This is a genomic window from Halorubellus litoreus (assembly GCF_055378595.1).
In genome coordinates, this window is record NZ_AP043836.1 from 3,295,158 (window position 1) to 3,319,933 (window position 24,776).

A 24,776-nucleotide genomic window follows, 5' to 3' on the forward strand; every position below is an offset into this window, starting at 1 on the left:
GGTAACCGAAACTTGTGCTTCCGAGACCACCGGAGTGCGTCGGGCTACCTCTCCTCGACGGATACTGACAAGGTAGCTGCCTGACCGAGCTAGAGGTAATAATCTCTCCTTCTTTCGATGGTAGCTGCCGCGGGTGTGCAGCGGGCTTCAACGACCGCACTACGGTTTAGGTGATATCGCGTCTCTGTGCACTCACACACTATGGCTTCACTCACTGCAGGGCTGGCCGGTGGACTCGTTGCGACGATCGTGATGACCGTCTTCATGATGGTGCTGGGCGACGACAGCCCGCCGCCGACGGCTGGCCTCGTCGCGAAGTTCGCTGGTGGCGATCCCGAGGAGTACGCGATGCCCGGGATGCTATTGCACCTCCTGTACGGCATCGGTGCCGGTGCCGTGTTCGCCGTCGGCGTTCCGATAGTCGGTCTCGAACTGTCGTCCATCCTCGTCGCCGTCGGCCTCGGCCTCGTCTACGGCATCGTCCTCATGATCGGCGGGATGCTGTTCTGGATGCGAGGCGTCATCGGCATCGAACCCGACAAGGGCATGATGATGATGTTCGGTACGGTCCACGTCATCTACGGCGTCGTCCTCGGTGCATTCCTCGGTGCCGGCGTCCTCGGATAACCAAGGTCTCCCACGAATAGCACTCGAACCACGAAACCGCAACCGACAGCAACACATGTCACGCTTACCGCTCCTGGACCGAGACGAGATACCGGACGAATACGAGCACCTGTTCACCGACGAGTACCTCGGCGACCGCCACATCTTCCGCATCTGGGCGCACAACCCCGAGGTACTCGAGGCGACGCTCGAGTATCTGAACGTCCTCTACGACCAGCTCGGGCAGCGACGCAAGGAACTCGTCATCCTCACCGTCGCCCGGGCTCGGGGCGCTCGCTACGAGTGGCACCAGCACGTCGACATCGCCCGCGACAAGGGAGTCACTATCGACGAGATGCGCGCCATCGGCGGCGGCGACTTCTCGGGGTTCGACGACGCCGAGTACGTCCTTCTCCAGTACGCGCGCGCCGTCGAGTCCGGCACCGTCACCGACCAGATACACGACGCCCTGACGCACTACTACTCGAACAGTGAAATCGTTGCGCTCGGGTTGCTCGTGGACTTCTACGTCGGCCTCTGTAACTACATCGCGGCCACCGACATCCCCTTCGAGGGCGGCGAGTTCGTCGGGTGGATTCCCGAGGACGCAATCGTCGCCGAACTGTTCGACTGATGCGAGGTCGTCGTCTCACGTCTACGAGTTGGGCAGTCGCTGGAGCCGTGCTCGTCGTGCCCCTGCTCACGTTCGCATTGGTCGGCGACGGAGTCGCGCTCGCGCAGACGCTCCCGGGTCCCGAGAGCTTTCCCGTCGACGAGTTCCTCGCGCACTGGTGGGTGTTCCCCGCGTCAATCGTGTTCTCGCTGGTCGCGCTCGCATCCGGCGTCTCCGGTGCGCTGTTCTTCAGTCCGTTCTTCATGCTCGTCGTCGGCCTCCCGCCCGCCACGGCCATCGGCGCCGGCCTCATGACCGAGGTGTTCGGCATGGGGAACGGCCTGTTGAACTACGTCCGACAGCGCGTCGTCGACTACCGGACCGCAAAGTGGTTGCTGGTCGGTGCGGTTCCCGCGACCGTCGTCGGTGCGTTCGCCGCACATCTCGTTCCGACGACGCTCCTCAAGCTCGCGTTCGGCGCCGGCCTCCTCCTCCTGGGCGGGTTCCTCGTGTACTACGACCCGCCCGAGAAGTGCGAGCCCGGCGAGTGCGAGGGCGAGTACCTCAAGAAGAAGAACGACGGCCGCGGGAAGACGACGATCGAGGCCGCGGACGGTGAGACGTTCGACTACGACACCTGCTGGCGGCCGCCAGGTGTCGCGCTGGCGACCGCCGGCGGCTTCATCACCGGCATCATCAGCGCCGGCCTTCCCGAGGTGACGACGACGCAGCTCATCGTCCGCTGTCGGATGCCGCCGCGGGTCGCGGTCGCGACGAGCGTGTTCGTCCTCGCCATCGCCGCCATCGCCGGCGCGGCCGTTCACGCCGTCTCCGTCGACGCGTTCCCCGTCCACATCGTCGCGTGGTCCATCCCCGGCGTCCTCATCGGCGGCACCGTCGGGACGCGCGTCGGCAAGCACGTCCCCAGCGAGGTCATGGAACCCGCGCTCGGCGTCGTCTTCTCGATCGTGGGCGTCATCGTCCTCGCGAGCGAGTTCCTCGCCTGACCCACCGCCACCGCTCTCCCGACGCCCCTCATTGTCCCGGCGTTGCACACCCGACGTACCCCTATACGCGCAGCCAGCCTACGAGTGCGTACGTATGCCAACCGACGACGACTTCGAGTTATCCGAACCGACGCTTGCAGCGGACGACCTCCTCGTCCTCGAGGACCCGTACTTCGGCCCGGAGTCCGTCGCGGTCGTCACGGGCGGTGCCTCCGGCATCGGGCAGGCACTCGCGGTGGCGTTGGCGGCGAACGGCCTGACGGTCGTCGCCGCGGACATCGACGAGGACGGCCTCGACGAGACCGTCGCACTCGCGGACGACGTCGACGCGCCAGGCTCAATCGAGCCAGTCGCCGCGGACCTGACCGACGACGTCGCCGTCGAGTCGATGATAGACACCGCCGCCGACGCCGGCGACCTCCGGTTCGTCGCGAACGTCGCCGGAATGCAGCACATCGCCTCCATCGCCGAGTTCCCGATGGAGAGGTACGACCTCATGCTCGACATCATGCTCCGGTCGCCGTTTCTCATCTCGAAACTGGCGATGCAACACATCCGCGACACCGACGACGACGAGTCGTCGGACGACGCCTCGAGCGACCGGACGCAGTCCGGTGATGGCGTCGGCGCCATCGGGAACATGTCCTCGGTGCACGGCCACTACGCGACCCAGGACAAGCCCGCGTACATCACCGCCAAACACGGCCTGGAGGGCTTGACGAAGTCGATCGCTGCGGAAGGCGGGGGCACCCTTCGGGGGTTCTCCGTGAGCGTCGGGTACGTCCTGACGCCGCTGATGGTCGACCAGATCGAGGACACCGCCACCGAGCGCGGTATCTCCGAGCGCGAGGTCGTCGAGGACGTCATGCTGGGGCAGGCTCGCACGAAGGAGATGATGACGCCCGCAGCGGTGGCGAACCTGTTCGTGTTCGGGTTCTCACAGCACGGACGGCACCTGAACGGCGGCGACATGCTCTGGGACGGCGGCTACACGACGACCTATGAGTGATACCGCCATGGACGAGTCGGCTGCGGAGGGAGAGGCGGCGGACGACCCGACCCGTGTCGCCATCGCGTGCCAGGGCGGTGGGAGCCATACAGCGTTCACTGCGGGCGTGCTGAAGGGACTGCTCCGGGAGTGGGATGACGACCACGAACTCGTCGGTATCAGCGGCACCTCCGGTGGCGCGTTCAACGCGCTCGCGGCGTGGTACGGACTTGTGACGGGCGACGAGGCGAAAGCCATCTCGCTCCTAGATGCCATCTGGGAGGACCTCTCCGCGTCGAGCGTCTCCGACCGGTTCGTGAACGACTTCGTCGTCGGGCTGAACCGGCTGGGGAGCGCCGGCGTGCCGATGCTCCAGGTCAGCCCCTACGACGTCCCAGGGGCGGAACTCGGGAAGAAGGAGATCAGGGAGACCCTCGAGCGACACATCGACTTCGACGCGGTCCCGGACCTCTGCGGGCGTGAGACGCCCGAACTGGTCGTCGGGACCGTCAACATCAACGCAGGTATCTTCGAGACGTTCACGAACGAGGCGGTGACGCCGACGGCCATCCTCGCGTCCGCGGCCGTGCCGTCGATGTTCGAGGCAGTGAAGATCGACGGGCACTATCACTGGGACGGCTTGTTCTCCCAGAACCCGCCGATAGACGACCTGTTGAGCGTCGACGCCGACCGGAAGCCCGATGAGCTGTGGGTCATCCAGATCAATCCCCAGGAACGGGAGGGAGAACCGACGTCCCTGGAGGAGATAGCGGACCGACGGAACGAGCTCTCGGGGAACATCTCGCTCAATCAGGAACTGCGCGTCGTCGAGCGTGTCAACGACTGGGTCGACGAGGGGCACCTCCCCGAGAGCGACTTCTCGAAGGTGACGGTGCGACGCATCTCGATGGGGGAGACGTATCACTGCTCGACGAAGGTCGACCGGTCGCCGGGGTTCCTCGCGGAACTGATGGACCTCGGCGAGCAGCGGGCCGCGGAGTTCCGGTCGAGCACGCCGCCCGCGGTCGAACGAGAGGTGTAGCGAGTGCTGGACGAAGTCGCGGACCGAACGCTGCGCGTGGAGGTGTGGACGCGAGAGCGCTCGCCACCGCCGGGCAACGGGCGTCGCGAGACCGTTGCGACCCTCCGCGAGCTCGAAGCCACCGGTGTCCTGGCGGACGTCTCGATACACACGTGGGGGCGGTCGGTCCCGGCCTCGCCGCCCGAAGACGGCGAGTCGCTCGTTCACGACCGCATCGAGGCGTTCGAATCGTGGGCCGCCTGCAACGGCCACAGTCTCGAACCAGCGTTCCGGTACCGGGAGCGGACGACGCTGGTATCCGAACACGCGGAGGAGGTCGTCCACCTTCCCCTCCAGTGCCTCGCCGTGTACGACCGTGACGACCTCGTCGCCGTCTTCCCGTGCACGAACGAGGACGGCACGAACACCGCCGCGGAGTGCGTCGCGCGCCTCGACCCCGCCATCGAGGACGACTGAACGCACCGCTCGACGGCTGGCAGCGTCCGCCTTGTCAGGGTAACAGCGCGAGCTGGCCGGTGGCTGCTGCGACGACGAGCAGGTAGAACGCCGTCCCGAGGGCGGCGCTCGCGACCACGACCGCGTCAGGGTCGCGGCGCGGCATCGCGTGCGCCACGAACGGCAGGTCGGTGAGCTCTGGCCGCGTCAACACGTGATTCATGACGACGCCCACGGCTCCGACGATAACCGGTCCGACGACGAGACTGTTGACGACGGCCAATAGCCACGTCGTCGTAGGGTCGGTGAGCTGGAGCGTCGCTATCGGCCCCACTACCAGCCCTGGAGCGGGTAGGAGTGGAACGAGTGCGCCGTACTTCGCGTAGAGGAAGAGCACGATCCCGCCCGCGATTGCGGTGAGCTTGACGACGCGACCGCGGCGTGGACGCATCGCTCTCGGCGCGAGGAACACGCCAGCGATGAACACTGCGTTCATGCCGATCCAAGGTCCGAAGTCCTGTAGTGCGAGTGGGAGGCCGGTTGCGAGGATGCCCATGCTGAACCAGTCGAGGCTGAGGTAGCGGGCGTTCGGGCAGGTGCCGGCGAGGATCTGGCGTCGGTGAGTCGGATGGAGGAGGTGGATGGCGACGCGGAGCGCGAAGAACACCGGGACGAGCAACAGGTACGCGAGCAGGCGGAGCTGGAGTCCGGCGGGCGTGGCCACCGCGCCGATGGTCAGTGCGGTCGAGAAGTCCAGCAAGCCGTTGACGAGCCAGAACGTCAACAGCGACGGCGCGAACAGGCACCCGTTCAGGAGCGTCGCGACGTACCCCGTCGACGGCGACAGCTCCTGCGAGAAGAGGTCCATCGCTGCCGCTCGGAGCGCCGTCAGTCGGCCGCGAACCGATCGAAGACGGACGTCTAGCACAGTCCACGGGGAGCCTGATGCATCGCTTTCGCGGTCGGTATCTGGCCCGTGACCCGAGTCGAATCCCTCGTCACTCGCCGACGTCTTGGAACGCACTTTCGACGATCTTGTTCAACGTCGGGTGTGCGTGGATGGTGTCGGCCATCTCGGCGACGGTGACGTCGTTCCGCTTCGCGACGACGACCTCGTGCAGCAACGCCGACGCCTCGTAGCCGAGCGCGTGCGCGCCCAGAATTTCGCCGTCCGGAGTGGCGAGTACCTTCACGAATCCGTCGTCGAGCTTCTTCGCACGTCCCATCGCCGAGTCCGCGTAGTCCGCTCGCCCGACGGCGTACTCGGCGCCTTCTTCTGCGAGTTCGTCCTCGGTCGCGCCGACGCCGGCGACCTGCGGCTCGGTGAAGATGGTATGGGGCATCGCGGAGAGGTCGAGCTCGCGGTGCTCGTCGTGGACGACGTTCGCGACCGTGTGCTGGGTCTCGTAGTCGCCCGAGTGTTTGAACAGCGCGTTCCCCGCGATGTCGCCTTGCGCCCAGACGCCCTCGGCTGACGTCTCGAGGTGCTCGTTCGTCTCGACGAACCCGTTGTCGTCGACCGCGATGCCGGCCGCGTCGAGGTTCAGCGTATCGGTGTTGGGGCGGCGGCCGAGTGCGACGAGCACCTCGCTGCCTTCGACGGTCGCCACCTCCCCGGCCTCGGTCTCGGCGTGGACGGCGTAGCCGGTACCGGTCTCGTCGACCGCCGTCACGCGATGCCCGGTGTAGACGTCGTGGCGCTCGGACGCGATCTCGGTGAACGCCTCGGCGACGTCGCCGTCCTCGCGCGGGACGAGCGAGTCCATCATCTCGACGACGGTCACGTCGGTCCCCATCGCCTCGAAGAAGTACCCGAGTTCGACGGCGATGTACCCGCCGCCGAGCATGACGAGGCTGTCGGGGGTCTCCCGGAGCGAGAGGGCGTCCTGGCTCGTCAGGTAGTCGATATCGTCGAGGCCGTCGATGGGTGGGACGATCGGTCGACTGCCAGCAGCAACGACGACCTTGTCGGCCGTCACTCGTTCCCCGTCGAGTTCGACCGTCCGCTCGTCGACGAACTCCGTGTACTCCGTGAACAACGTGAGGTTCTCCTTCTCGCGGTAACGGGCCTCCATGTCCTCGGCGATTCCGCCGAGGAGCGATTCCATCTCGTCGACGACCGCGGCGTGGTCGACGCTATCGAGCGTTGCGTTCACGTGAAAGCGTTCTGCATCGTGCACGTCGTGGACGGCCTCGGCTGCCTGCAGGAGCATCTTCGAGGGGTTGCAGCCGCGGTTCAGGCAGGTGCCGCCGAGCGGGCCGGGTTCGACGAGAGCCGTCCGTAGTCCAGCGTCGGCTGCCGCCGCAGCGACGTTGTTGCCAGTGCCACCGCCGATCACGAGAACGTCGAAATCAGCCATACAGCACGGTTCGACGGCGACCGATAAGAACGTCTGTCGGTGATTCAAGCGCGTTGCACGCCCGACAGCACTCCCCGACCGTCGTCGACGTCGGGCGTGTTGCTCAGTCCTCGGTCAGGGAGTCCCAGAAGACGTCGGGCAGATCCTGGTCCGGGTTCTCCTCGAGGTAGTCGCGCTTCGTGAGGTTCGCGTCCTCGATGAGTTCGGCGGCTTCGCCCGCCCAGACGTAGAACCCGATGAGGGTGTCTCGCCGCATCTGTTCGAGGTCGATGGAGTGATACACGTTCACGACACCGCCCTGTTCGCGGTTCAGTTCGGACCGCTGCAGTAGTCCGAGTTCGACGAGTTTGTTGAGGTATCGGGTGACGGTGCTCCTGTCGTAGCCGAGCGTTTCGGCGACCTCGTTCGCGGACAGCGGGCCGTCACCGATGACGCACAGACAGATGTCGAGGCCCGCCTTCGGCAGTCCGAACGCTTCGAGGAGCACCTGCTTCACATCGGGCTGTTTGACCCGCATCTCGATGTCCGTGATGCGCTCCATCGGTTCGTCGTGACAGGACATCGGCGGCTCGTCGCGGCCAATCGTCAGGACGACGTTGTCGCAGTCGGAACACTCGTAGAGGTTGTACTGGCTGTTCTCGGGGTCGTACGTTACCTCGTCGGAATCAGAGGCCGATGCAGTACCTTCGTTCTCGGACATCACTCGTCCACTTCCACTACGAAAGCGGATGCACGGCGTCCTGATAAAGACCACCCCCGAACACCGCTCGGGGATGCGCAGTCAGTCGACGTCGTCGAGGAGAGATGGGTCGACTACGATCGCGTCGTCGGTGTCGAGAGCGAGCAACTCTTCGCCGGTGACCGTCACCCGGACGTGCTCGTCGCCCTCGATTCGGGCCAGGGAACACGCTTCGAGCGCCTGGATGTGGGTGCGGACGGAGGACAGGTCCGCGTTTAGCGTCTCGGCGAGTGACTTGAGGGGGGTCGTCTCCGGTGTCGCCGCATCGGTCTCAGCAGCGAGCGCCTCCAGGACGGTACGTCGGTCTAGGGGCATCTTGATGGTGTTCTCCTCACCAGGTCAAGTTGAACAGCAGGCCAAGGTGTCGAATACCGAACCCGTGTGGGTCGCAGCGTTTCGAACCGACCTGGATGAACGAGCATGCGTTCCTCCTTCGCCGACCAGGACTCACTGGCTGTGTGTACCCCCGACAGTCGTAGCCCATCGGTACTCGTCCGTCGAGACTGGTTGTGTGCGTAATATTCGTTACGGCTTCGTCGGTTGAAGTATGAGAAACGGTCGCCATAGGGTCGTCTCTCTTCGATAGGTTCCGATAACCATTATTGGTTGAGCGGGCGTGTAACACGGCTGCACACGCCGATATAGTTTAGTTCTGAACAAGCAGAGATGGTTAGAAGGCACGCATCAATTCTATCCTCCGAGGTTGTGGCGGAACAGAACTCCCGGGTTTCGTATAGCGTTATTTGATTTATCCGGAGTATATCCGCCCCCCGGATTACTCGATTATCGAGTAAATATGCTGGTCGTAGACGTCCGCGATGCGGGACCCCCAGTCGTGCGTGTAGGTGTCGATGACGTCGCTCGCGACGTCCCCACGAAGGTACTTGACGACCCCGCGGTCGCCCGTCCGGTCCCGGAGGTGCGTCGTGAAGAAGTGCCGGAAGTAATGCGGGGTGACGTTCTCGCTCGCCCCACCACCCGTCCGATACCAGCCGGCGTCGCGAGCGTGCCGCGTGACGAACGACCGCACGCCACTCGCCCGAAGACGCTCGCCCCACTCCTCGCTCGTGTCCACGAACAACGGCTCAGCATCGGACCGCGCGTCCGGCCGGACCGCAAGCCACGCCTCGAGGACCGTCCGGAGCTCGTCGTCCACGGGCACGACCGTATCGCGCTTGCGTTTGTTCGATTCGTATCGCTCCTCGCCGTTCACGACCGCCCCCCGCGACGGCTCCGAAGAGACGTACAGCGACGGCCCACGACCATCCAGGTGAACGCGCTGATCGACGTCGAACGCCGCTCTCGCCGTCGAATCCGGGAGCTGTAGGTCCCGGAGGTCGAGGTTACAGCACTCGCCGACACGCATCCCCGTCTTCAGTAACGTCACGATAACCGCTCGTTCCAGGGGATGCGTGACGGTCGCGACGAACGCCCGCATCTCGTCGAGCGAGACGTCGCGACGCGTCGGGTCCGGGTCGATCGCCTCGTCCATCTCCTCGACGACGAGCGCCATCGGGTTCTCGTCGAGCTCGCCGACCTGCGTCATGTACGCGTAGAACCGATGCACGTAGGAGGCGTACGACGCGACCGTGCTCGGGGCGTGAGTATCTCGGAGTGCGTGCACCCACGCCATGCACTCGCGGCGATCGACCGCGTCGGGCGTCGTCGACCGGCCGCCTGGCCCGCGCTCTGGGTCCGCGAGGAACGCCTCGAAGTCCCTGAGCACGCGCTCGTAGGACGCTCGCGTCCGCTCGGCCTTCCCGTGGAAGCGCTGGTCCTCCAGGTAGTGGTCCACGAGGTCGAGGTCGTCGGTCGACCCGTGACCCTCCGCGTCGGCGTCCGTCTCGCTCATTCCTCGACCGCCTCGTATCCGCCGTTACGCCCGCTGTACACGACCTTGTTCGACGCCTGCAGCGACTGGAGCGCGTCCTCGAGTCGCCCCTCGACGTCGTCGGTGACTGCCTCCAGGAGGTCGTCCCAGGACCGCGTCTCCTCGCGGAGGAGCGCGTACACGCGGTCCTCGAACTCGCCGCGGGCGTCGTCCGCGTCGTCCTCGGGTGCGTCACTCGATGCGGTGCCTTCCCGGTCCGCCGCTGCCGTGTCGTCGGCTGCCTCCGGGAAGCCATCGACCGCGAAGTCGCGGCGGCCGGCCTGCACCATCGTCCGGACGAACTCGCTCTGGCTCATGTCGAGGCGGTCGGCGTGCTCGATCCAGGCGTCCTTCTGGTACGCCGGGACGTACGTCTTCACCACGGCGCGCTCGACGTCGGGTTCGTTCACCGCCGCACACCCCCCGAAATCGAACCCGGTTTCGGGCCTGAAACCCCTGGGGTTCGGGCACCGAAGACGGCGCTCCACGACCCCGGGGTCGAGCGGCCATCTCGACCGGTGAATTCTCTGCTCTCGAAGCCTCCACCACTGGTCCACTTCCAGAGCGGCCAATCACTGCCTGGTCGACGACAATCGACCGCCGATTGCACCCGCTTCGAAGTATGTTCTCTATCTGGTAGCTCCGCCCACCACCCGCGAGCGTCGTCGCGTTCGGTCACGCTCGAACGCTCTCACCCCACCCACAAGTATCTAATCCCACAGCAGGAGATAAAAGACCTTATCCTACGCTATAGGACTTCGAACTCGCCCCGATTGCACGCATATGCAATCGCGTAGAACCACAATTTGCGCCCTATGGTGCTATAGAAACGGATGTATACCAGAGTATTCGTTGCGTTGGAGACAACGCGTTCTCGTAGTGTGTGTCGGTGTTGCTTCCAGAATGCACGCACACGTCAGTTATGGAATCTGGTACGTTTGGTCGGTGCACGGGCCGTCAGTCGCAAGCGATCCAATTGAGATGGGCGTCGACACCGCGATGACTCATCGCGGTCGACGGCGTCCTGCTCGGTCCACAGCCGCACGGTTCGAGTGTTCAGGGAGCCCCTCGGTCGGCGGGGGATGGATTGGTCGGCGACGGTCGGGTAGTCGAGGGGGGTGCTGCCACCACGGTCGGAGTAACCACCGATTCGAGTCAGTCGCTCGTTGGTGCTGGAACCCGTACGTGTTGCGAGCACTGGCTCTCCACGAGTGACGCTGCTGAGACGCCGCGCGCGGCCGTCACTCTCGCCAGTAGCACGTCCAGCAGGCGTTCGTGGACGGTATCTGGTCGGTATCCCTCGTCTATGTGCGTTCGCCGACGAACGCGCGTCAGCGGCTTCTCAGGCGTTCCTGTCGGTGTCGGGGGTCTGGCGCTGTCCAAATTCAGACCCGTGGGGCGTCCGAGACCAGTCTCGTAAATCCTATGACGCTATATCGAACGAAGGGCTCGTGGCGAGCGAGAACGAGTCGAGAACTGAGCCTACTGCACGACCAGCTCGGAGTCCAACTCCGCGGATTCGAACAGGGAGATGGCGCGTTCTGCCGCCTCGTCGATCTCGGCGGTGTTCGACATCAGGACCGTCTCGCTCGGGAACAACCGTTCACCGAGCTCCAGCCCGTGGTCTCGCGCCGTCGAGCCGCTCATCGTGAGGTAGACGCCAACACCCGAGTCGGCGATCGCGGCCTCCTCCTCGCGACCATCCTCGGCGTACGTGAACGCGACGTCCTCGACCGCATCCGTCCCGAGCACGGCCTCGACGAGGCGCTCGTAGCGCGGCGAGATACAGAGCTCGCCCTCGTAGGCCGCGACGAACCCGCGGTCGAGCGTCGACCGCGACGACCCCTCGATAGCCTCCGGCGTCGCCATCAACGTGTGATAGACGGTGTCGCCGAGACCCGTGACGACGCGAACGTCCGTATCGTGCGGGTCGATACGTTCGTTCACACCTGCGAGGTCCTCGAGCGGGTCCGGCGTGAGGCCGACGACCTCCTCCAGGACGAGGTCCGCGCTATCGAACCCGAGCGCGAACGAATGCGTGCGGAGCGCACGGAACGGTTCCTCGCGACCGACCAGATGGATGTCGACGTCGTCGCTCGTGAACGTGACGCTGTCGAACACGACGCGTCGCGGGAATCCCTCGCGGTCGTCCCGGAGGAGCGTGAACTCCGGTGCACTCGCATCGTCGATGTCGCTGTACGCTCGCAACCGCTGGTACACGTCCCGATGCTCTCGCTTCGACCCTTTCGTGACCGCTTTCTCGTAGCGAAGCGTCGAGATCACGTCGTCGGCGAGGTTCGTATCGCCGGTGCGGGCCGCGAGCCGCTCCAGGACGGCCTCCAGTGGCCGGCCTTTGCGCGGAACCGCGACGGAGACGGTCGCTGTCATCACTCGACACCTATCGTCTCGACTGTAAACAGATTGCGTTTCGAGCGTAGGCAGTGCAACGGACCGCTATGGACTGGTATGGAGTGGTCCCTGCGGCTTAGGAGAACATCTCGCCGAGCTGGTCGCGCCACTCCTGGATCTCCGTGACGTCCTCCTCGATGGCGTCGACGTCGTCGCGGAGTTCGGTCACGTCCTCGTCGAGGTCGGTGACGTCCGCCTCGACGTCGTCGACGCGCGTCGTGAACTGCTCGACGTGCTCGTCGACGGTCGTCTCGAGCGTGTCGACGTCGTCGGCGACCGAATCGACGTCCGCTTCGAGGTCGTCCGTGGTTGCTTCCAGGTCCTCGGTCGTCGACTCGAGGTCGCTGGCGGTGCTCTCGAGGTCGTCTTCGAGTGCGGTGACGTCCGTCTCGAGAGCGTTGATGCGGTCGTGTGCTTCGGCGCTCTCGTCGCCGAGCTCGTCGACGTCCGCCTCGATGCCCTCGATGACCTCGTCGTGCTCGCCGACGGCGGACTGCACGGACTGGAGGTCGTCGCGGAGCGCGGACACCTCGTCGTTGTACTCCTCGAGGAGCTGGTTCGCGGTCCCCTCCTCGTCCAGGAACTCCTCGAGCGCGCTGGTGTACGCCGCGAGTTCCTCCACGCGCGACTGGAGGTGTTCGACCTTCGCGACGTCGGGGCCCGCGGTCTGGGTGTCGAGTGCGTCCTGCAAGCGGTCGCGGGTGTCTGCTTGGACGGTTCCGTCGTCGAACTCGTCCGCGAGTGCCGCGGCGACGTTCCCGGAGGCGACCACGTCGTCCGCGTCGATTCCAGCGTCTGCCGCCGCGTCCGCGTCCACGTCAGTGTCCTCGTGCGTGGCTGGTGCGATAGCGTCCTGGATGACGGCGAGGTCGTCGTCGTCGACGTCGTCGTCGCGAACCGCCGCTGCAAGCGCCGCGACCACGTCGGATTCGTCGACGTCACTCTCGTCCTCGTCGACGCCGGTCGCTTCGTCGGCGACGCTGGTGGATTCGTCGTCGACGTCGGTCGCTTCTGCAGCGTCTACGTCCGACTCGGCGTCGACGTCGGACTCCACGTCCGCTCCGTCGCTTTCGCCGGTGGACTCGTCGTCGCCGTCCTGGACCGCTCCAGCGTCCACTGCGTCGTCGGTATCGCCGTCCGTGTCGTCGTCGGCGTCGACGTCGTCCGTATCGACGTCCGCGTCGACCGGTTCGGCGTCAGCTTCGTCCGTCCCCGCGTCGTCACTCTCGTCCTCGGCCGCTGCGTCCGGTTCGTCGATGTTCAACTCTATCTCCGGTCCGTCGTCGGGGCCCTCTTCGCTGACTCCGTCGTCGGCGTCGGCCCCGTCGTCCGCGTCGAGCGCCGCTTCCGCGCTCCCGAGGTCGAGGTCGATGGCGGATTCCTCGCCGTCGGCTTCGTCGGCGTCGTCGTCGGCTGCGTCAGCGTCGTCGTCGAGCCCGGGGACGCTCTCGCTCTTCCCCGAGATCATGTCCTTGACGACCTGGTTCGAGTCGTCGTTCACGATGTCGTCGATGGTGTTGTCGTCGCCAGCCGCTTCCTCGCCGTCGGCGTCACCGTCGGCGTCGACCTCGGTGACCTGCGGTTCGGTGAGGAACTGGGGGACGTCGCTCTGGGACTCGATACGGATGCCGTAGACGGTGACGACCTCCTCGCCCGGGTCGAGCGTGCGCTCGTACTCGACGTGATGGTCCTGGAACGCGGTCCAGTTGTCGCTATCGTAATCCGGGTGGAACCCGACGCCGTCCATCGGGAAGTCCGCGGGGATGTCCTCGTGCAAGCGTACTGTGACCGCCTCGTCGCGATTCGACGTGATAGCGAACCGGATCGCGGGGACGGGGAACTCGTCTGCCGCGAACGACTTCTCGACGGCAATGCCATCGGCGGACACCGCCACCGTGTCGTCCGGGTCGACCTGACTACTCATACCCCTCCGTATCCACAGCACGACCATAAAGGAAACGGGGGTTCCGGCGACTGTTCACGCAGACCTGTCCAACCAGGCCGCTCTTTTATCTGAACACAGACATGACTTGGTGATGCAGCAGCGCGCTGCACGTGGCCGATGCGTGCAAACCGACGTACTCATCGACCGCGAGCCGACGTCGAATCCGGCGGCTCGTCGACGAACCCAACCATCCACCCACTACTCGACGACTCGCCGGGTCACCTTCCCGCAGCCCTCCCCCACCCGCGAGTTCTTTTCGGCGTGGCCGGCGCGTGACGAGTCCCAACGCTCTTGGACCGGCCACTCACAGGAGCGAGTATGAGCAAAAGCGACTGGGGTGACTGGCTGCCGCGAGCGGTCGCGGCCGCGGACCCCGATGGCGTCGCAGTCTGGTACCTCGGCTGTAACGGCTTCGTACTCAAGGGCAGCGAGGGGACGACGGTGTTCGTCGACCCGTACGTCGGCCTCGGCGACCCGCCGCGGACGATACGGATGATTCCGGTGCCGTTCGACCCCGAGGACGTCGACCGTGCCGACGCCGTCCTCGCGACCCACGAGCACACCGACCACGTCCACGGCCCCTCGCAAGCACCCATCCTCGCGAACACGGGCGCGCGTCTGCACGCGCCCGCCGACAGCCTCGCGGTCGCTCGCGAGGACGAGGACTGGCCCGCGAACTACGACGTCGACGACGACCAGTTCGACGAGGTCGCGGTCGGCGATACGTTCGAACTCGGCGAGTTCACCGTGCACGTCGAGGCCGCACACGACCCGGACGCAACCCAGCCCGTTTGTTACGTGTTCGAGCACGACGCCGGCACGTTCTTCCACGGCGGCGACACCAAACCCAGCGACGAGTTCGCGCGCATCGGCCGCGAGTACGACATCGACCTCGGCGTCCTGGCGTTCGGAACCGTCGGGAACGTCCCGGACAAGGAGACGCGCGAACCGAAGCGCACGCGCTGGTACAACGACGAGAACCAGGTGATAGAAGCGGCAAGCGACCTCCAGCTCGACCGACTCCTCCCGAGCCACTGGGACATGTGGAAGGGACTCACCGGCGACCCGACCGTCCTCCACAAGCACGCGAACTCCTTCGAGCACCCCGAGCGCCTCGATATCGTCGAGATCGGCGATCGCGTCGACCTCTGAGCGGCTCGCAGAACGCCTTTTAGAAAGTCGTTACTCGCGCCAGCGCTGGCTTGAACCGACGGGCGGCCGGGTGCGTCGTCGGCGCCGTCGCGGGCAGTACTTTTAGCCTTCGACCCCCACGGCTCCGGTATGCTCTCGGCCGCCTGGCTCGGGCCCGCCTTCGTCGTCGCGGTCCTCCTCACGCTCGCCGGTTCGTTGTACGCCGTCGCTCGCATCGACGACCCCGACGGCGCGTGGGGGCACGCGCTTCGCTCGCGGCTCGTCATGGGCGTTCCGTGGGGGACGCTCGTGACGACGGCGCTCGTGCTGCTCGCGTACCTCCTCGTCCAGGACGGGTTCGCGCAGTGGCGCGACCCCGTCACCATCCCGTTCCGGTCGTGGTCGTGGTTCTACCCGACCGGCGTTGCGTTCGCGTCGTTCACGCACGTCGGCCCCGGGCATCTCGTCGGGAACCTCATCGGGACGCTCCTGTTCGGGTCCGTCGCCGAGTACGCGTACGGCCACTTCCCCGACCGGCGCGGCTCGCAGTCGTTCACGTCACTCACCACGAACCCGTTCGTGCGGGCGTTCTGCTTCGTCCCGGCCGCCGCGCTCGTCGGCGGCGTCGCGCTCGCCGCGTTCGGGCTCGGGCCCGTCATCGGGTTCTCCGGGGTCGTGTTCGCGCTCGCCGGGTTCGCGCTCGTGCGCTATCCGATGACGACCATCGTCCTCGCGCTCGGCGGACAGAGCGTCGCGAGCGTGTTCTACAGCGCACTCCAGAACCCCATCGTCACCGCGCAGGTCACGCCGTCGCCGCCGTCGCCGCCGTGGTGGGCTGGCATCGCCATCCAGGGGCACGCACTCGGCTTGCTACTGGGAATCGTCGCCGCCGCGGTCGTGTTCAGTCGCCGTAGCGAAGGCCCGAGCGCCCTCCGCCTGTACGCGGGCGTCCTCTTCTTCGGCGTCTCGAAGTCGCTGTGGGCGATCTACTTCATCGAGAGCAGCGACCGGTTCGTGCTGTTCCGCGCCCCCGGGCTCGTCGCCGTGTTCGTGCTCGCGGTGCTCGTCGCGGGCGCGGTCGCGAGCCGCGGCGACGGCACCGCGAACCCGCTGCGCCTCCTCGAAGGCACCGGGTCGGCGTGGCGGACGCTCGCGCTCGCCGGCCTCGTCGTCACGTTCGCGGTCGTCGCCGGGATGGCGCTCCCGACGAAACTGAACACCGCGCAAGCGTCGAGCATCCCGGGCGAGAACCCCGTCGACGTCCGGGACTACACGGTGACGTACGCCGAGGGCACCGAGTACAGTCTCGTCTCCGCGGTCGACGTCCCGTTCGTCGACCTGCCGACGGAGAACGTGACCGCCTCCGGGGTCATCGTCGTGAGCGAACGCCGCGGCGTCTGGTACCCAGCGGTCTCGAAGGGACAGCTCGCGTTCGGCGGGTCGCGGCAGGTGGACGTCGGCGGCGTCACGTGGCGCGATTCGGTGTGGGCGATCCGCCGCGGGTGGTCGGCGAACGGCGGCCCGACGACGTACAAGGTGTGGTTGCAGCGCCCGAACGAGTCCGCGAACCTCGCGTTCGTCGCCGACGCGGCGACCGCGGACCCGGTGCTCGACGGGAAGAACGTGAGCGTCGCCGCCACCGAGAACGGGTTCGCCATCGTCGTCTCACGGAACAACGAGACGCTCGCTCGCACGACGATGCCGAGCGAGGGCGGGAACGCGACCGTCGCCGGCATCTCGTTCGAACGCCAGGGCCGGCACGTCTACGCGGTCGTCAACCAGACGCGCGTGAAGGTGTTCACGAAGGAGAAGTACGGCCGGAACCGGTAACCGAACGCGACCCGCTCCACGCTCGCGGCGTCACGTCCACTCGATGCGGTAGGCTTCGGCGTCGATGGCGGCGGATTCGTGGTCGTGGAACTCGAACTGGTTGTCGACGTCGAGTTCGACAGCGAATGCGTCGGTGACGGTTGCGTCTGCGTCTGCGGCGTACGCGCGAACGAAGTCCTCGCTGCCGGCGTTGTGGACGGTGTAGGAGACGCTGGCGACGTCGCGGACCTGGTCGAGGAACGCGCGGTCGGCGTGCTCGTTCCCGTCCTGCGCACCGAACGGTGGGTTCGAGAGGACGACGACGCGCTCGTCGAACGCGAGCGGGAGGTCGGTGGCGTCGCCGACGACCCACTCGACGGGCGTGGTCGCGCCGACGCGAGCGGCGTTCTCGCGAGCGGTACGGAGTGGCGCGGGGTCGACGTCGACGCCGACGACGCGACGGGGGCCGCGGAGGGCGGCGGCGAGCGCGAGCATCCCGGTTCCGGTGCCGAGGTCGAGGACGGTCGCCCCTCCGTCGTCGACGAGGTCACCGCCCTGGGCAGAGTCGCTGTCAGTGAGGTCGCCGCCCTGGACAGAGTCGCTGTCAGTAAGGTCACCGCCCTGGGCAGAGTCGCTGTCAGTAAGGTCGCCGCGTTGGTCGGCGACGTGAACGAGCGACGCGGCGACCTCCGCCGAGGTGGCGTACTGTTCGAGCGAGGGACTCGGGTCCTGGAAGTCCTCGACGACGCCGAGGCGGCGGGCGAGCGCGCGACGTGTTGGCATCGGGTGCCTATTCGGCGTCGAGCGTGATGGGTGCGTCGAGTTCGAACGCCAGGCCTTCGCGGCGGGCGCGTTCGGCGCACGCGGCGAGCGCGGGGCGGACCTTCTCGGCGTCCGGGACCGATTCGCACGTGACGCGGACGCTCGCGGCGCCGAGGAACGCGGCGGCGCGGACGTGCCCGCGGATGCGGTCGGCCTCCTCCTGGGTGGCGAGCGAGCAGTCGTCCTCGAAGCGCGCGCGGACGGCGAGCGTCGACGGCGAGTACCCTTCGGTGGCGAGTTCGCGCTTGAGGTCCCGGAGGTACTCGGGGGCGGTGGATTCGAGGGTGTCCGCGTCGACCTGGACGGGGGTGACGTCTTCGGGCCGGCAGCGTTCGATGGTTCGTTCGACGTTCGGCGAGGGGGTCGCGCTCATCGTACCAACGCATACATACTGCGAATACAAAAGCCTTTGTTTATGTTCTGTAGTAATACGCGGGCCGGGTCAGTTACGGATTACCGACCCATGAGAGAATGGAACACACTTATTATTGCGGGTTAAGCAGTTCCTGTATGAAAGATTGCCCACGCTGTGGCTCCTCCCTGAGCCACTACGCCCTCGCGGACGGGGAGGCCTACGGCTGCGACGCCTGCGGGTGGGTCGGCGTCGACGTCGAACACCGAAGCAAACCGGCGACGCTCGAATCCTGGCACGACGCTATCTCTCGATTCGAGTCGAAGTTCGCACGCGACGGCTCCGAGAACGCCGTCCGGAACCTCGAACGCATCCGGGACAACGTCTCCATCCCAGACGACGCCCCCGAATCAGACCCGAAGCCCCACGTCGAACGCGTCCCCAGCGACGTCCCAGCAGACGCCGACGCCGACCGCGACGAACCAGACGCTCAGGCCGAGGTCGACACGGCCGACCCCGAGACGGGACGCCAGGACGACGACCTAGCGGAAGGTGACGCAGTCGAAGACGAGGCAGCCGAAGACGACGCAAACGACGCGGCTGACACCGGTGAGGGCGACGCGACACCGACGAGCGAATCCGACGACGCACCATCCAGCGAGGATCAGGACGTGGAGTCGGACAAGAACGAAAGCACTGCATCCGACGAGAACGAGGACGCGAGTACGGAACGGGCGGCCGACGTGGACGAGGACGAGAGTACGGAAAGGGCGGCCGACGTGGACGAGAGTACGGAACGGGCGGCCGACGTGGACGAGGACGCGGTCGCCGCATCCGACGAGGTCGCAACTACCGACCACGACGAAGTCGATACGGAACCCACCGGCGAAGAGGACGCCGACCGCGGAGCGGACGACGAAGACGAGGAGGTGGACGACGCGGACGGACGAACCACGAACGACACCGAACCGGGGTCGACGGACGACGACGATACCGACCCCGACGCCAACAGCGTCGACGAGGACGCCACCGCAGAAGCCGCCTGACCAATCCCCGAGAATCCGTCTCACGACCGGGTCGACCGCGACACCTGCACCGCTTCAACGAGCCCGGTACTCCTTCAACGAGCCGACCCGTTTTCGACGACCCGACTGCAACTCGAGAACAGACCTCGCCACTCGGAACGCACCAACAGCAACGCGACCGGACGCCGGACAATCGACGTCCCTGCCGGAAGCGACGACCACACGCGTCGCTCCACGCCAACGTCTAGCGCGCGAAAAACGAGGTGAACGACGGCGACACCGCGTCGACTAAACGTCACGACCGACCGAGTCGTCGGACACGAAGCCGGGCGTCGTGGCGTTACTCGTCCGCTGCAGCCGCTTCCGCCTCTTCCTCGGGCTCGTCGACGTCCTCGTCGGAGCGTGCGGCGACGAGGCCACCACGGGCGACCGAGTACAGCGGCTCGCTCGCGTGATGGACGCCACTGATCGAGAACGGGATGTTCGCGTCCTCGAGGTGGTCGCGGAACAGCGCCTCGAAGCCGTTCGGGCTCGAGGTACCGCCCGTGACGACGACCGGGACGTCGAGGCCCTCCTCGATGTCCTCCTCGTCGACCTCCTTCACGACGTTCTGGATGACGTAGTCGAGCAGGTTCTCGTAGTAGATGGAGAGTGCACCCTCGACGCCACCGACGTCGGTGGTGAAGTCGAGCTCGAAGTCGCTCTCCTTGACGCTCGTGACCTTGTCGACCGGGGTACCGGTCGCCTGCGCGGCCTGCTCGTCGACCCAGTCCCCACCACGGGCGACGGAGAACTTCATGACCGGGACCGCGTAGTACGCGAGACAGACGTTCGTCATGCCTGCGCCGAAGCTGATGCCGAGGCCCGTGAAGTTGTTGTCAGCGAGCTCGCTGTAGATGACAGCCATCCCCTCGTTGATGGGTTCGGCGTCGTACCCCATGTTGTCGAGGAAGCTCTCGATGGTCTTCTGGTGGTAGAGCGTCGAGAGCTCGGAGTCGATCGGGTCCGCCGGGACGGAGAAGTACAGTTTCTCGTCGGGATAGCTGGGTTCGCCGACGACCTGCTCGATGATGAGCTTCATCATCGGGATCGCGGACTTCTCCTGGCTGGAGAGGATCCCGTGCTTCATCGGGCGTCGGGTGTTCTTGTTGAAGATATTTGCAAAGTTCAGTGCGTCGTCACCTACGACGTACACCTTGTCGTCCTTCCGGATGTGGAGGACCTCCGACCGACTGAGCATCTGCTCGGCCATGTCAGAGTACTCGATCTCCACGAAGGAGTTCCGCTGCTGAACGAATACGGTATCGCTACCATCCTGTTGTGCGGACAGGATGTTCATCGTGCCGACGTCTAGGCCTTTAGCCATATTTGCCCATGTACCCCACCGGATAATAAAACTATGTGAAATTATTTCATCAGGATAGAGGTTAGTATTAACTGGCTCCTAATTGAAGTACGAGCGGGCGCTCAACCGAGCCCGAGCGCGCGCTTCAGTCGCGTCCACAACCCGTCACGTCCACCACCGAGTGACCCCGAGCTATCCGACGCCACGTCCTTCTCGGCCTGTTCGCGCTCCCGACGCTCACGCAACTCCTTGAGCTTCGCCGTCTGGTCGTCGACCGTCGACTGCGACCGCGCCGTCTTCTTCTCCCCGCCCTTCATCGCCTTCAGCGAGTTGATCTGCGAGTCGACGCCCGAGGACCGCGTTGTCTTCGCCATCCCGCCAGCGAGCGTCGTCCCCTCCATGTCCGGGTCCTCGCTGAAGTTCAGATTCCGATTCTCGGAGCGCTCGACGCCACCCCACGAGAGCTCGACGCCCGACATCGCGTCCTCGATGTCCGCCTCTATCTCCGCGTCGGAGATGGACTCGCTCTCGTCCTCGTCCTCCTCCATCGGCTGGATGTCAGCGGGACCAGGTTGCTGGTAGCGCTCCAACTGGTCCGCGATGAGCGCCGCGCCCGTGGAGCCGACGACGAGCACGAGCCCGACCGCGTACAGGCCGACGACGGCGAGCGTCGTCGTCGCGTCACCCTCGTTCCACGACCCGGGGTACGCCGTCCAGAACCACGCCACGGCAACCGTGTTTATCGCAGCACCAGTTCCGGCAGCGTACACCGCGCGCTCCTCGACGGGTAGCAACACGACGACGCCGGTGATGAGCGCGGGGAGTGCGAGCATCCCGGTCGCGAACGCGTACTCGGACCAGAGCCAGTACGCGCTGGTCCCGTGCTCCAGTACGCCGAAGCTAACGACGGTCAGGACGAGCGCGAGCACGCCCAGCCCAACACCGGTGAAGAACAGGCCGAATCCGAGGTAGACGTCGGTGTCCTCCTCGGGTTCGCCGATGTACGTCTCGTAGAGGTCGTAGAGGACGTTGTCCGGGTGGTCCGGACCGGTGGCATCCTCGTCCGCTTCCTCGGTAGGCATTGCCTATGCGTAAACCCCCCACTGCCATGATTGTTTGGTTAACAGTTTGTTACTTGAAAAAAGACGCTGTCAGACGTCTCGCTGTCGCCGAGTTTCAGTCCTTGCGTTTCACGACGTCCCCGAGCGTCGTCTTCGTGGACGACCCGCCACTCCACTCCTCGTCCTCGCCAGATGACCCGCCGGCGTCGAGGTCGATACCGAGTTCCCGCTCGAGCTTCGACTGGACCTTGTCGCTCGGGAGCGTGTCACCGCGCTCTAACTTCCGGATGAGACTCGCCTTCTCGTTGAGTTCGTTCGCGAGATCGGCCTGACTCAATCCCTTCTTCTCACGAGCTTGACGGATTCGTTCGTCGTAGTCCTGGGCGAGCTCGCCCATGTCGTCGAACATGTCCCGGCGTCGCGTACTCCCGCCCGACGACGAGGAGCTCCCCGACGACCGACCGCTCGACGAGGACGAGCTCGAGGACGAGGAACTCGTGGAGTACTTCGTGGACGTGCTCGATTGCTTCTGACTCTTCACTTCCGTTCCGAAGTCGGTGCACTCCGAACAGACGTCCAGTTCGGCGCCTTCGACCTTCACCGTCTTCGGGTCCGACGTTTCGGCACCACACATCTCGCACTGAGCCATATCCTAGCCTTTCTCCCCGCCGCGTATAAAACATGTGCCCCCCGCGTGCTCAGTCGAGTCGCGACCACGCGCCCCAGAACCGCTGGACGGCGGTGACGTGACCGACGACGGCGAAGACGACGAGCAGCCAGCCGACGAGCGTCAGGCCGTAGACCTCGCTCGGGTAGAGGACGACGGCGACGCCGACGGCGCCGGCGAGCGCGAGGCGGTCGGCGCGGCCGAGGACGCCCGCGTACACCCGGTCGAGGCCGACGGCTTGCGCTTGCGTGCCGAGGTACGACGTGAGGAGGACGCCGGTGACGGCGGCGAGCCCGAGGTCGTACCGGCCGATGCCGGCGGCGAGGCCGACGATGATGGCGACGTCCGCGTACCGGTCGAGGACGTGGTCGAGCAGGTCGCCGCCCTCGCTCGCGACGTCCTGTTCGCGGGCGAGCGCGCCGTCGACGATGTCGAGCCAGCCGTTGAACGCGACGCAGACCGCGCCGACGGCGTACAGTGCGGAGACGTCGCCGACTGCGGGTCCGGCGTACGCGTAGAGACCGCCTGCGGCGAGCGCGAGCACGAACGCGATCACGCTCACACCGTCCGGACTCATGCCGAGAGCGTTCGCGGCGCGCACCCACGGGTCGAGCAGGCCCGAGATACGTGGTCTGAGTTGGTCGAGCGTCATAGGTACTCGATGTAGTCGACCGTGCCCGCACTCGGTTCGCGCTCTCCCGCGATGACCGCCGCGATGGCGTCGGCGACCTCGTCCGGGGCCTGGTCGGTCGTCGCGATCTCGTACACGGACTCGGTGCCGTGGGCGTCCACGGTCTCGCCGAGCACGACGTCGAGCGCCTCGCTCTCCGCGTTCTCCGCGGCTTTCGCGGCGGGTTCGCCGCGGTCCGCGAGGCGGGCTTCGAGCGTCTCCGGATGGCACCGCAGGACGACGACGCGGTCGACGTCGAGGTGATGCGCGAGGTGCGAGTCGAGGACGACGACGCTCGCATCGGACGCGGCGACGTACTCGTCGACCCACGCGGCGAGGGCGTCGAGGTCGACGACGACGCTGTCGCGTGCCTCGTCGACGTCGTCGTAGAGCTCCTCGTCCTGAACGACGTCGTTCAGGTGGACGACGTCCACTTCGTCCGCGTCCAGGGCGTCGTACTGGCTGGCGTCGACGCGCTCTCGGAGCCGGTCGGTCGCGGTCGTCTTCCCGGTGCCGGGCGTCCCGGTGACGGCGACGCGCAGCGGACCGCTTGCGGTCACGCGGCGAGCACCTCGTTGATCGCGTCGACGGCGCGTTCGGTGCCCGCTTCGGTCCCGCACGTGACGCGGATGCAGCCGGGGAGCCCGAAGCTCGTGCAGTCCCGCACGATGACGCCGCGCTCCTGGAGTTCGCTCGCGACCGCGTCGGCGCTCTCGGGGCCGCGTGCGTCGCTGACGTCGACGAGCACGAAGTTCCCCTGGCTCTCCCAGACCGGCGCGTCGAGTTCGTCCCGCATGTGCTCGCGCGCCCATCGAGCGGTCTCGACGCTCTTCGCGACGTGGTCGTCGGCGTCGAGCGCGGCGAGTCCGGCGCGACACGCCAGTTCGCTCGCGGCGAAGGGCGTGTTCACTCTCGCGTACGCGTCCGCCCACGCCCCTGGAACGACTGCGTATCCGAGGCGGACGCCGGCGAGCCCGAACGCCTTCGAGAACGTCCGGAGGACGGCGACGTCGTCGCGTTCGGCGAACGCGTGGTCGGCGGCGCCGTCGCCACCGAGCAGCGAGACGCCGGACTGGACGTCCGCGTACTCGGCGTACGCCTCGTCGACGACGACGAGCGTCTCCTCGCCGGTCCGGTCAGCGATCTCGACGACGTCCTCGAGCGAGAACACGCTCCCGGTCGGGTTGTGCGGGCTCGTGAGGTAGACGACGCGCTCGCCGTCGTACTGGCTGCAGACGACGTCGCCGTCCTGCGTGAACTCGGGCCGGGAGAGGTCGTAGCGGTTCACGGTCCCGTGGTGGAAGCGCGCACTCATCTCGTAGTACGCGAACCCGGGGTCGGGGACGAGGACCGCGTCGCCGGGTTCGAGCGCCGCTCGCGCGAGGTAGTCGAGCGCGCCGTCGCCCCCGTTCGCGAGCCAGACCTGCGCGGGGTCGACGCCGTGGCGGTCCGCGAGTGCGTCGGTGAGGTCGGTGTGTGCGGCCTTCGGGTACGACGACGCGTTCGCCGCGGCGCGCTGGATGGCGTCGACGGCCGCGTCCGGTGGACCGAAGGGGTTCTCGTTGGACGCGAGCTTGACGAGGTCGCCGGGGTCCATGCCGAGTTCCCGTGCGACCTCCTCGATGCCGCGCCCCGCCTCGTAGGGGACGTGAGTGGAGAGGTCCCGTGGTTGCATGGTCGAAACCGCGGCCCCGCGGCCCTTGAGCGTTGTCAAAGCGTCGGCTCCGCCTGGCGTTCGGACGACTCGCGCCGGCCTCTGGTGGGCTCGACCGGGGTTTCGACGCTTCAACGCGCACCTCCTGTTACTCATCTGACGCACACGACCGGTCGAGACCGAGCAGACAAACCGTATTCCGCTATACAGAATACGGTGATTCGCG

The 24,776-nt window shown here is 66.3% G+C and carries 25 protein-coding genes and 1 pseudogene; 10 read left to right on the forward strand and 16 right to left on the reverse strand.

What is annotated here, in order from left to right; all coding sequences use genetic code 11:
• The first annotated feature begins 201 nt into the window (after positions 1 to 201).
• From ACZ48X_RS20810 to ACZ48X_RS20835, 6 genes are all read left to right on the forward strand, one after another.
• On the forward strand, positions 202 to 627 hold the full coding sequence (locus ACZ48X_RS20810) for a hypothetical protein (RefSeq protein ID WP_336350580.1): 426 nt from the start codon (positions 202 to 204) through the stop codon (positions 625 to 627).
• Between the two features lie 55 nt (positions 628 to 682).
• A complete protein-coding gene (locus tag ACZ48X_RS20815; RefSeq protein WP_336350579.1) occupies positions 683 to 1,240 on the forward strand; it encodes a carboxymuconolactone decarboxylase family protein in 558 nt (185 codons plus the stop codon).
• A gap of 56 nt (positions 1,241 to 1,296) precedes the next feature.
• Entirely contained in the window at positions 1,297 to 2,226 is a 930-nt protein-coding gene (locus ACZ48X_RS20820; RefSeq protein ID WP_336350578.1) for a sulfite exporter TauE/SafE family protein, read from the forward strand.
• A gap of 94 nt (positions 2,227 to 2,320) precedes the next feature.
• Positions 2,321 to 3,235, forward strand: coding sequence for an SDR family oxidoreductase (locus ACZ48X_RS20825; RefSeq protein WP_336350577.1), 915 nt, complete (start codon positions 2,321 to 2,323; stop codon positions 3,233 to 3,235).
• Positions 3,228 to 4,256 (forward strand): patatin-like phospholipase family protein, encoded by a 1,029-nt coding sequence (locus ACZ48X_RS20830; protein ID WP_336350576.1) that lies wholly within the window; start codon positions 3,228 to 3,230, stop codon positions 4,254 to 4,256. The genes ACZ48X_RS20825 and ACZ48X_RS20830 overlap by 8 nt, the downstream gene beginning before the upstream one ends.
• Before the next feature lie 3 nt (positions 4,257 to 4,259).
• Positions 4,260 to 4,712: an HTH domain-containing protein gene (locus ACZ48X_RS20835; protein WP_336350575.1), complete on the forward strand. Its 453-nt coding sequence runs from the start codon at positions 4,260 to 4,262 to the stop codon at positions 4,710 to 4,712.
• Between the two features lie 34 nt (positions 4,713 to 4,746).
• On the opposite strand, the gene ACZ48X_RS20840 is transcribed toward ACZ48X_RS20835, so the two are convergent.
• The 8 genes from ACZ48X_RS20840 to ACZ48X_RS20875 all read right to left on the reverse strand — a co-directional run bounded on the left by ACZ48X_RS20840 (position 4,747) and on the right by ACZ48X_RS20875 (position 13,993).
• A complete protein-coding gene (locus ACZ48X_RS20840) occupies positions 4,747 to 5,559 on the reverse strand; it encodes a hypothetical protein (RefSeq protein WP_336350574.1) in 813 nt (270 codons plus the stop codon).
• Positions 5,560 to 5,689: 130 nt separating this feature from the next.
• On the reverse strand, positions 5,690 to 7,051 hold the full coding sequence (locus ACZ48X_RS20845) for a dihydrolipoyl dehydrogenase family protein (protein WP_336350573.1): 1,362 nt from the start codon (positions 7,049 to 7,051) through the stop codon (positions 5,690 to 5,692).
• A 103-nt stretch (positions 7,052 to 7,154) separates the two neighbouring features.
• Positions 7,155 to 7,751: a helix-turn-helix domain-containing protein gene (locus tag ACZ48X_RS20850; RefSeq protein ID WP_336350572.1), complete on the reverse strand. Its 597-nt coding sequence runs from the start codon at positions 7,749 to 7,751 to the stop codon at positions 7,155 to 7,157.
• Positions 7,752 to 7,832: 81 nt separating this feature from the next.
• Entirely contained in the window at positions 7,833 to 8,105 is a 273-nt protein-coding gene (locus ACZ48X_RS20855) for a hypothetical protein (protein WP_336350571.1), read from the reverse strand.
• Positions 8,106 to 8,565: 460 nt separating this feature from the next.
• Positions 8,566 to 9,642 carry a tyrosine-type recombinase/integrase gene (locus ACZ48X_RS20860; RefSeq protein ID WP_336350570.1) on the reverse strand — a complete coding sequence of 359 codons (1,077 nt, stop codon included), beginning with the start codon at positions 9,640 to 9,642 and terminating at the stop codon, positions 8,566 to 8,568.
• Positions 9,639 to 10,070 (reverse strand): DUF5805 domain-containing protein, encoded by a 432-nt coding sequence (locus ACZ48X_RS20865; RefSeq protein ID WP_336350569.1) that lies wholly within the window; start codon positions 10,068 to 10,070, stop codon positions 9,639 to 9,641. The genes ACZ48X_RS20860 and ACZ48X_RS20865 overlap by 4 nt, the downstream gene beginning before the upstream one ends.
• A 1,072-nt stretch (positions 10,071 to 11,142) precedes the next feature.
• Entirely contained in the window at positions 11,143 to 12,048 is a 906-nt protein-coding gene (locus tag ACZ48X_RS20870) for a hypothetical protein (protein ID WP_336350568.1), read from the reverse strand.
• A 97-nt stretch (positions 12,049 to 12,145) separates the two neighbouring features.
• Entirely contained in the window at positions 12,146 to 13,993 is a 1,848-nt protein-coding gene (locus ACZ48X_RS20875) for a hypothetical protein (RefSeq protein ID WP_336350567.1), read from the reverse strand.
• A 339-nt stretch (positions 13,994 to 14,332) separates the two neighbouring features.
• Here ACZ48X_RS20875 and ACZ48X_RS20880 point away from each other — a divergent pair, with 339 nt between their 5' ends.
• Together ACZ48X_RS20880 and ACZ48X_RS20885 are read left to right on the forward strand one after the other, a co-directional pair.
• Complete coding sequence (locus ACZ48X_RS20880) at positions 14,333 to 15,166, forward strand: MBL fold metallo-hydrolase (protein WP_336350566.1); 834 nt, start codon at positions 14,333 to 14,335, stop codon at positions 15,164 to 15,166.
• Between the two features lie 129 nt (positions 15,167 to 15,295).
• Positions 15,296 to 16,975 carry a rhomboid family intramembrane serine protease gene (locus tag ACZ48X_RS20885; RefSeq protein WP_336350565.1) on the forward strand — a complete coding sequence of 560 codons (1,680 nt, stop codon included), beginning with the start codon at positions 15,296 to 15,298 and terminating at the stop codon, positions 16,973 to 16,975.
• Positions 16,976 to 17,005: 30 nt separating this feature from the next.
• Here the strand turns inward: ACZ48X_RS20885 and ACZ48X_RS20890 are convergent, their stop codons facing one another.
• Both ACZ48X_RS20890 and ACZ48X_RS20895 read right to left on the reverse strand, forming a co-directional pair.
• Entirely contained in the window at positions 17,006 to 17,737 is a 732-nt protein-coding gene (locus ACZ48X_RS20890; RefSeq protein WP_336350564.1) for an METTL5 family protein, read from the reverse strand.
• A gap of 7 nt (positions 17,738 to 17,744) precedes the next feature.
• On the reverse strand, positions 17,745 to 18,149 hold the full coding sequence (locus tag ACZ48X_RS20895; RefSeq protein WP_336350563.1) for a DUF7961 family protein: 405 nt from the start codon (positions 18,147 to 18,149) through the stop codon (positions 17,745 to 17,747).
• A gap of 137 nt (positions 18,150 to 18,286) precedes the next feature.
• Here ACZ48X_RS20895 and ACZ48X_RS20900 point away from each other — a divergent pair, with 137 nt between their 5' ends.
• Positions 18,287 to 19,174 (forward strand): hypothetical protein, encoded by an 888-nt coding sequence (locus ACZ48X_RS20900; RefSeq protein ID WP_336350562.1) that lies wholly within the window; start codon positions 18,287 to 18,289, stop codon positions 19,172 to 19,174.
• A gap of 319 nt (positions 19,175 to 19,493) precedes the next feature.
• Here the strand turns inward: ACZ48X_RS20900 and ACZ48X_RS20905 are convergent, their stop codons facing one another.
• The 3 genes from ACZ48X_RS20905 to ACZ48X_RS20915 all read right to left on the reverse strand — a co-directional run bounded on the left by ACZ48X_RS20905 (position 19,494) and on the right by ACZ48X_RS20915 (position 22,160).
• Complete coding sequence (locus tag ACZ48X_RS20905) at positions 19,494 to 20,519, reverse strand: disk-shape morphogenesis protein volactin (RefSeq protein WP_227130865.1); 1,026 nt, start codon at positions 20,517 to 20,519, stop codon at positions 19,494 to 19,496.
• A gap of 101 nt (positions 20,520 to 20,620) precedes the next feature.
• A complete protein-coding gene (locus tag ACZ48X_RS20910; protein WP_336350561.1) occupies positions 20,621 to 21,580 on the reverse strand; it encodes a cell division protein CdpA domain-containing protein in 960 nt (319 codons plus the stop codon).
• 94 nt (positions 21,581 to 21,674) lie between these two features.
• Positions 21,675 to 22,160, reverse strand: a complete 486-nt coding sequence (locus tag ACZ48X_RS20915; RefSeq protein ID WP_464379855.1) for a multiprotein bridging factor aMBF1 — start codon at positions 22,158 to 22,160, stop codon at positions 21,675 to 21,677.
• Between ACZ48X_RS20915 and ACZ48X_RS20920 the strand changes: the two are divergent.
• Positions 22,144 to 22,203 (forward strand): annotated as a pseudogene (locus ACZ48X_RS20920) (DUF8138 family protein); the annotation flags it as partial. The gene ACZ48X_RS20915 and the pseudogene ACZ48X_RS20920 sit on opposite strands and share 17 nt — an antisense overlap.
• A gap of 54 nt (positions 22,204 to 22,257) precedes the next feature.
• Here the strand turns inward: ACZ48X_RS20920 and ACZ48X_RS20925 are convergent.
• Genes ACZ48X_RS20925 through hisC form a run of 3 tightly spaced genes read right to left on the reverse strand, consistent with a single transcriptional unit; the run spans position 22,258 to position 24,571 of the window.
• Entirely contained in the window at positions 22,258 to 22,878 is a 621-nt protein-coding gene (locus ACZ48X_RS20925) for a CDP-alcohol phosphatidyltransferase family protein (RefSeq protein ID WP_336350559.1), read from the reverse strand.
• Positions 22,875 to 23,438, reverse strand: coding sequence for an adenylate kinase family protein (locus tag ACZ48X_RS20930; protein WP_336351112.1), 564 nt, complete (start codon positions 23,436 to 23,438; stop codon positions 22,875 to 22,877). The genes ACZ48X_RS20925 and ACZ48X_RS20930 overlap by 4 nt, the downstream gene beginning before the upstream one ends.
• 14 nt (positions 23,439 to 23,452) lie before the next feature.
• Positions 23,453 to 24,571 carry a histidinol-phosphate transaminase gene (gene hisC, locus ACZ48X_RS20935; RefSeq protein WP_336350558.1) on the reverse strand — a complete coding sequence of 373 codons (1,119 nt, stop codon included), beginning with the start codon at positions 24,569 to 24,571 and terminating at the stop codon, positions 23,453 to 23,455.
• Positions 24,572 to 24,776: the final 205 nt, after the last annotated feature.

Excerpts from the sequence above, each read along its gene's own strand:
- ACZ48X_RS20810 (WP_336350580.1), top strand. The coding sequence starts at position 202 with ATGGCTTCACTCACTGCAGGGCTGGCCGGTGGACTCGTTGCGACGATC.
- ACZ48X_RS20815 (WP_336350579.1), top strand. The coding sequence starts at position 683 with ATGTCACGCTTACCGCTCCTGGACCGAGACGAGATACCGGACGAATAC.
- ACZ48X_RS20825 (WP_336350577.1), top strand. The coding sequence starts at position 2,321 with ATGCCAACCGACGACGACTTCGAGTTATCCGAACCGACGCTTGCAGCG.
- ACZ48X_RS20830 (WP_336350576.1), top strand. The coding sequence starts at position 3,228 with ATGAGTGATACCGCCATGGACGAGTCGGCTGCGGAGGGAGAGGCGGCG.
- ACZ48X_RS20840 (WP_336350574.1), bottom strand. The coding sequence starts at position 5,559 with ATGGACCTCTTCTCGCAGGAGCTGTCGCCGTCGACGGGGTACGTCGCG.
- ACZ48X_RS20845 (WP_336350573.1), bottom strand. The coding sequence starts at position 7,051 with ATGGCTGATTTCGACGTTCTCGTGATCGGCGGTGGCACTGGCAACAAC.
- ACZ48X_RS20850 (WP_336350572.1), bottom strand. The coding sequence starts at position 7,751 with ATGTCCGAGAACGAAGGTACTGCATCGGCCTCTGATTCCGACGAGGTA.
- ACZ48X_RS20855 (WP_336350571.1), bottom strand. The coding sequence starts at position 8,105 with ATGCCCCTAGACCGACGTACCGTCCTGGAGGCGCTCGCTGCTGAGACC.
- ACZ48X_RS20860 (WP_336350570.1), bottom strand. The coding sequence starts at position 9,642 with ATGAGCGAGACGGACGCCGACGCGGAGGGTCACGGGTCGACCGACGAC.
- ACZ48X_RS20870 (WP_336350568.1), bottom strand. The coding sequence starts at position 12,048 with ATGACAGCGACCGTCTCCGTCGCGGTTCCGCGCAAAGGCCGGCCACTG.
- ACZ48X_RS20875 (WP_336350567.1), bottom strand. The coding sequence starts at position 13,993 with ATGAGTAGTCAGGTCGACCCGGACGACACGGTGGCGGTGTCCGCCGAT.
- ACZ48X_RS20880 (WP_336350566.1), top strand. The coding sequence starts at position 14,333 with ATGAGCAAAAGCGACTGGGGTGACTGGCTGCCGCGAGCGGTCGCGGCC.
- ACZ48X_RS20885 (WP_336350565.1), top strand. The coding sequence starts at position 15,296 with ATGCTCTCGGCCGCCTGGCTCGGGCCCGCCTTCGTCGTCGCGGTCCTC.
- ACZ48X_RS20890 (WP_336350564.1), bottom strand. The coding sequence starts at position 17,737 with ATGCCAACACGTCGCGCGCTCGCCCGCCGCCTCGGCGTCGTCGAGGAC.
- ACZ48X_RS20895 (WP_336350563.1), bottom strand. The coding sequence starts at position 18,149 with ATGAGCGCGACCCCCTCGCCGAACGTCGAACGAACCATCGAACGCTGC.
- ACZ48X_RS20900 (WP_336350562.1), top strand. The coding sequence starts at position 18,287 with ATGAAAGATTGCCCACGCTGTGGCTCCTCCCTGAGCCACTACGCCCTC.
- ACZ48X_RS20905 (WP_227130865.1), bottom strand. The coding sequence starts at position 20,519 with ATGGCTAAAGGCCTAGACGTCGGCACGATGAACATCCTGTCCGCACAA.
- ACZ48X_RS20910 (WP_336350561.1), bottom strand. The coding sequence starts at position 21,580 with ATGCCTACCGAGGAAGCGGACGAGGATGCCACCGGTCCGGACCACCCG.
- ACZ48X_RS20925 (WP_336350559.1), bottom strand. The coding sequence starts at position 22,878 with ATGACGCTCGACCAACTCAGACCACGTATCTCGGGCCTGCTCGACCCG.
- hisC (WP_336350558.1), bottom strand. The coding sequence starts at position 24,571 with ATGCAACCACGGGACCTCTCCACTCACGTCCCCTACGAGGCGGGGCGC.